General features: G+C 63.7%; 7 protein-coding genes. 6 read left to right on the plus strand and 1 reads right to left on the minus strand.

From position 1 onward, the window contains the following. Positions 1-601 (plus strand): M48 family metallopeptidase (locus EOA36_RS24960; RefSeq protein ID WP_145969295.1); only part of this gene is annotated, 601 nt, incomplete at its 5' end. Between the two features lie 39 nt (positions 602-640). Here the strand turns inward: EOA36_RS24960 and EOA36_RS24965 are convergent. Next, complete coding sequence (locus EOA36_RS24965) at positions 641-859, minus strand: hypothetical protein (RefSeq protein ID WP_127279844.1); 219 nt, start codon at positions 857-859, stop codon at positions 641-643. Between the two features lie 112 nt (positions 860-971). Between EOA36_RS24965 and EOA36_RS24970 the strand changes: the two genes are divergently transcribed. The 5 genes from EOA36_RS24970 to EOA36_RS24990 form a co-directional block, all read left to right on the plus strand. Further along, complete coding sequence (locus tag EOA36_RS24970) at positions 972-1,631, plus strand: phosphoribosylanthranilate isomerase (protein ID WP_127279845.1); 660 nt, start codon at positions 972-974, stop codon at positions 1,629-1,631. Positions 1,632-1,720: 89 nt separating this feature from the next. Further along, positions 1,721-2,941, plus strand: coding sequence for a tryptophan synthase subunit beta (gene trpB / locus EOA36_RS24975; RefSeq protein WP_127279846.1), 1,221 nt, complete (start codon positions 1,721-1,723; stop codon positions 2,939-2,941). A gap of 62 nt (positions 2,942-3,003) precedes the next feature. Next, the gene (gene trpA / locus EOA36_RS24980) at positions 3,004-3,843 is read left to right on the plus strand and encodes a tryptophan synthase subunit alpha (protein WP_127279847.1); all 840 of its coding nucleotides are present in this window, start codon (positions 3,004-3,006) and stop codon (positions 3,841-3,843) included. 48 nt (positions 3,844-3,891) lie between these two features. Then, complete coding sequence (gene accD, locus EOA36_RS24985) at positions 3,892-4,818, plus strand: acetyl-CoA carboxylase, carboxyltransferase subunit beta (protein ID WP_127279848.1); 927 nt, start codon at positions 3,892-3,894, stop codon at positions 4,816-4,818. A 152-nt stretch (positions 4,819-4,970) separates the two neighbouring features. Further along, the coding region (locus EOA36_RS24990) for a folylpolyglutamate synthase/dihydrofolate synthase family protein (protein WP_145969296.1) at positions 4,971-5,891 on the plus strand (921 nt) is incomplete at its 3' end.

Here is a 5,891-nt window from a genome sequence, read left to right on the forward strand (position 1 = left end):
GCGCATCACCGTGCCGCCGGGCCTGCGCCGCGGCGAGGTGGACAGGTTCCTCGACCGCCACCAGGACTGGCTGGAGCAGCGCCTGGCCAAGGTGCCGGCTCGTCCTCAAGTAAGACCAGGTATCAAGATCCCGGTGCGCGGCGTGCCGCACCGCGTTGTCCACGAACCGTCAAAGCGCGGCACCGTCACCATATCGCGCGACGAGCGCGGCCCGCTGCTGATCGTGCATGGCGAGCGCATCCATCTGCCGCGCCGCATCGCCGATTTTTTGAAGCGCGAGGCCAAGAAGGATATCGAGAAGCTGGTGGTCAGGCATACGGAAGCGCTCGGCAAGCGCGCCAAGGCGATCCGCTACAAGGACACCTCCAGCCGCTGGGGCTCCTGCACCTCGGAAGGCAATCTGTCCTTCTCCTGGCGCATCATGATGGCGCCGCAGCCTGTCATAAACTACCTCGTCGCGCATGAAGTGGCGCATCTCAAGGAGATGAACCACGGTCCGAAATTCTGGAAATTGTGCGAAAAGCTCTGCCCCGACACGGACCGCTGCAAGGATTGGCTGAAGCGCAACGGCGGCGCCCTGCAGGCGATCGTTTTCGAATAGGGATAGCGGACGGCGGCGTTTCAGCTACCGGCCACGCACTCAATCGTCATTCGCCGCATTGAGCTCATCCGGCCGCAACCCTTCATCTCCATGATGCGGCCAGGGCAGAAAGTTGCGGTCGAAGGCATCGCCGCCAAAATAATCCAGCGCCCGATGCGCTTCGGCGCCGTTGAAGGCGGCCCTGTCCATGAGATGCGCGATCACCTCGCGCGCCTGCGCGATCTTCTGCTTCAGTTCGGCAACGGTCTGGTCGGCCATGGCTGTGCTCCCGCCTTGCATGCTGTCCATCCATAGGTAGCGCCTTTGGCCTCGCCGGCAAACAGCATGCTTTTTCTCGACTCTTGGCGCTTTTCATGTCAATTCCCGCGCCATGGCGCTCGATATCAAGATCTGCGGCTTGAAGACCGACCAGGCAGTGGCTGCGGCCCTTGCCGGCGGCGCCAGCCATGTCGGGTTCATTTTCTTCGCCAAAAGCCCCCGCTATGTCGAACCGGCCGAAGCCGGCCGTCTGCGCGAAGCGGCGCGCGGCAAGGCCCTGGCGGTTGCCGTCACCGTCGACGCCAATGACGCCTTCCTCAATGAAATCGTGGAAAAGATGCGGCCCGACATGCTGCAATTGCACGGCTCCGAAACCCCCGAGCGAGTGGCCGAACTGAAAGCCCGCCATGGCCTGCCGGTGATGAAGGCGTTGCCGCTCAGCGAGGCTGCCGATCTCGAACGGATAAAGCCGTTCGTCGGCATCGCGGACCGCTTCCTGTTCGACGCCAAGCCGCCGAAGGGCTCGGAACTGCCGGGCGGCAATGGCGTCGCCTTCGACTGGCGTATCCTTGCCGGCCTTGACGCCGGGATCGATTACATGCTTTCCGGTGGGCTCAACGCCGCCAACATCGGCGATGCCCTTCGGCTTGCAAACCCGCCCGCAATAGACATTTCCTCGGGCGTGGAGAGTGCGCCGGGCGTCAAGGATCCGGCGCTGATCGAACAGTTTTTCCGGGCCGTCAGGGCCGCGCGCGACGACCGCGCCGCCTGAACAAATTTCGAACCCTGAGCATGTCCCGGAAAAGTGGGAACCGGTTTCCGACAAGGACATGCTCAAAGTACAGATCTAGGAGATCGGCGATGAACAAGCCGGCGACACCCAATTCCTTCCGCACCGGGCCTGACGAACAGGGTATGTTCGGCATTTTCGGCGGTCGTTTCGTTGCCGAAACGCTGATGCCCCTCATCCTCGACCTGGAGAAAAACTGGAACGAGGTCAAGAACGATCCGGATTTCAGGGCCGAGCTGACCGATCTGTCCACCCATTATGCCGGGCGGCCGTCAAAGCTCTACTTCGCCGAAGGCCTGACGAAGCATCTTGGCGGCGCGAAAGTCTATTTCAAGCGCGAGGATTTGAACCACACTGGCTCGCACAAGATCAACAATTGCCTCGGCCAGATCCTGCTGGCCAAGCGCATGGGCAAGAAGCGCATCATCGCCGAGACCGGCGCCGGCCAGCATGGCGTGGCGTCCGCCACCGTCGCCGCCCGCTTCGGCTTTCCCTGCGTCGTCTATATGGGCGCGACCGACGTTGCCCGGCAGAGCCCCAACGTTTTCCGCATGAAGCTGCTCGGCGCCGAAGTGCGGCCGGTGACCGCGGGTCACGGCACGCTGAAGGACGCCATGAACGAAGCCCTGCGTGACTGGGTGACCAATGTCGAGGATACCTATTATCTGATCGGCACCGCTGCCGGCCCGCATCCCTATCCAGAGCTGGTGCGCGATTTTCAGTCGGTGATCGGCACCGAGGCACGCGCGCAGATCCTCGAACAGGAGGGACGGCTGCCCGACACCATCATCGCCGCAGTCGGCGGTGGTTCCAATGCCATCGGCATGTTCCATCCCTTCCTCGATGACAGGCAAGTCCGCATCATCGGCATCGAGGCCGGCGGGCGCGGCCTCGACGGCATCGAGCATTGTGCCTCGATGAACGCCGGCTCTCCAGGCGTGCTGCACGGCAACCGCACCTATCTCCTGCAGAACGCCGACGGCCAGATCATGGACGGCCATTCGATCTCGGCCGGCCTCGATTATCCCGGCGTCGGTCCGGAGCATTCCTGGCTGCGCGATTCCGGCCGTGTCGAATACGTGCCGATCCTCGACGACGAGGCGCTCGAAGCCTTCAAGCTGACGACGCGCGTCGAAGGCATCATCCCGGCGCTGGAATCGGCGCACGCCATCGCCCATGCGGTCAAGATCGTACCCGCCATGGACAAGGACCAGATCGTGATCGTCAACCTGTCCGGCCGTGGCGACAAGGACGTGCACACGGTGGCCTCGATGCTGGGCATGGAGATCTAGGCCCTTTGGACAGTTTCGATTTGGGAGTTGATTATGAGCAAAATTCGTCCAAAGGGCCAGACATGACCACTCGCATCGACCGCCGCATGGCGAAGCTCAGGAACGAAGACCGCCCGGCGCTCGTCACCTATTTCATGGGTGGCGACCCCGACTATGAAACCTCGCTGTCGATCATGAAGGCGCTGCCCAAGGCGGGTGCCGACGTGATCGAGATGGGGATGCCGTTCTCCGACCCGATGGCCGACGGCCCGGCGATTCAGGCCGCCGGCCTGCGCGCGCTGAAGGGCGGCCAGACGTTGGTGAAGACGCTGAAATTGGCGTCCGACTTTCGCGCTGGCGATGACGAAACGCCTATCGTGCTGATGGGCTATTACAACCCGATCTACATCTACGGCGTCGACCGCTTCCTCGTCGACGCCAAGGCGAGCGGCATCGATGGGCTCATCGTCGTAGACCTGCCGCCGGAGATGGATGAGGAGCTGTGCATTCCGGCGCTGAAGGCCGGCATCAACTTCATCCGGCTGGCGACGCCGACCACCGACGACAAGCGCCTGCCCAAGGTGCTGCAGAACACTTCCGGCTTCGTCTACTACGTCTCGATGACCGGCATCACCGGTGCGGCACTCGCCGACACCGGCAAGGTGGCGTCGGCGGTCAAGCGCATCAAGGGTCACACCGACCTGCCTGTCTGCGTTGGCTTCGGCGTCAAGACCGCCGAACAGGCGCGCGTCATCGGCGCCAACGCCGACGGCGTGGTCGTCGGCACGGCGATCGTCAACGCGGTCGCCAATGTGCTGGGGCCGAAGGGCGAAAAGACCGCCGATCCGGCCGAGGCCGTCGCCACGCTGGTCAGCGGCCTGGCGCAAGGCGTGCGCTCGGCCCGCCTTGCTGCTGCCGAATAGTTTTCCTACGTCTTTACCCAACTCTTCGTCAGGACAGGAGCCGAAGCGATGAACTGGATCACCAATTACGTTCGCCCGAAGATCAACTCGATGCTCGGCCGGCGTACCGACATGCCCGAGAATCTCTGGATCAAGGATCCCGAGACCGGCGAGATGGTGTTCCACAAGGATCTGGAATCCAACCAGTTCGTCATCCCGTCCTCCGGCCATCACATGAAGATCTCGGCCAAGGAGCGGCTGAAATTCTTCTTCGATGACGGCAAGTACGAGACCCTGGACAACCCCAAGGTCATGCAGGATCCGCTGAAGTTCCGCGACGAGAAGCGCTATGTCGACCGGCTGAAGGACGCCAAGGCCAAGACCGGTCTGGAAGACGCCATCATCAATGCGCTTGGGACCGTCGAGGGCCTGCCGGTGGTGGTGACGGTGCAGGATTTCGCCTTCATGGGCGGCTCGCTCGGCATGGCGGCGGGTGATGCCATCGTACATGGCTTCGAGGTCGCCTTGCAGCGCAAGCGGCCGCTGATCCTGTTCGCCGCTTCCGGCGGCGCCCGCATGCAGGAAGGTATTTTGTCCCTCATGCAATTGCCGCGCACCACGGTCGGCGTCGACCGGCTGAAGGAAGCCGGCCTCCCTTATATCGTCGTGCTGACCAATCCGACCACCGGTGGCGTCACCGCCTCCTACGCCATGCTGGGCGACGTGCACATTGCCGAGCCCGGCGCGCTGATCGGTTTTGCCGGGCCGCGTGTCATCGAGCAGACCATCCGCGAGAAATTGCCGGACGGCTTCCAGCGCTCCGAATATCTGATGGAGCATGGCATGGTCGACATGGTGGTGTCCCGGCTGGAGATGCGCCAGACGATCGCGCGTCTGCTCAAGATGCTGCTCAAGATGCCGGAAGAGCAAAAGCCGCTGGAACCGGAAATCCTGCCGCCGGCCGTGCTTGCCGCCGAAGCCCGGCCACAGGCTTGACGCTACGATGGCCGGAGGTGACCCCGGCCTGGCGCGACATTGGCCGCCGCGAACAGCGATTGCGCGCCGCCCATGACGCGCTGTAGCCTTTTGATAGCCGTGGTCATTGCGGGAGCGATTCTGGCTCTCGGGCCATGCGCCGGGATTGTGCCATGACGACGCTTGCCGCCGACCGCGAAATCGAAGCCCTGATGGCGCTTCACCCGAAAGGCTTCGACCTTTCGCTCGATCGCATCACGCGGCTGCTGGAGCGGCTGGACAATCCGCAGGATTTGCTGCCGCCGGTCATCCACATTGCCGGCACCAACGGCAAGGGCTCCTGCGCCGCCTTCTCGCGGGCGCTGCTGGAAGCTTCCGGTCGGCTCGTCCACGTCCACACTTCGCCGCATCTGGTCAGCTGGCACGAGCGCTACAGGCTGGCCGCCGAGGGCGGCGGCAGGCTGGTCGACGACGACATCTTCGCCGAGGCCATCGCCCGTGTCGCCAAGGCCAATGCAGGCCAGAAGATCACGGTCTTCGAAATCCTCACCGCCGTCACCTTCATCCTGTTTTCGGAACATTCGGCCGATGCCGCCATCATCGAGGTCGGTCTTGGCGGCCGCTTCGACGCCACCAATGTCATCGCGCGGCCGGCCGTGTCGGTGATCATGCCGGTGTCGATGGACCACGAGGCCTATCTCGGCGACCGTGTCGAGCTGATCGCCGCCGAAAAGGCCGGCATCATGAAACGCGGCTGTCCCGTGGTCATCGGCGCCCAGGAAAGCGAGACGGCGCTGCAGGTGCTGATCGACACCGCCGAGCGACTGGAATGCCCGACCCTCGTCTATGGCCAGGATTTTCTCGCTTTCGAGGAAAACGGCCGCATGGTCTACCAGGACGATGATGGCTTGATGGACCTGCCGTCGCCGCGCCTGCCCGGTCGCCACCAGTTCGCCAATGCCGCCGCCGCGATCGCCGCGGTCAAGGCCGCCGGCTTCGAGATCAGCCACCGCGCCGCCGAGAAGGCGATGACCAGTGTCGCCTGGCCCGGCCGCATGCAGAAGCTGGGGCAGGGCAGGCTGGCGGAACTGGCG

It is taken from the genome of Mesorhizobium sp. M8A.F.Ca.ET.021.01.1.1 (assembly GCF_003998025.1).
Lineage (GTDB): Bacteria > Pseudomonadota > Alphaproteobacteria > Rhizobiales > Rhizobiaceae > Mesorhizobium.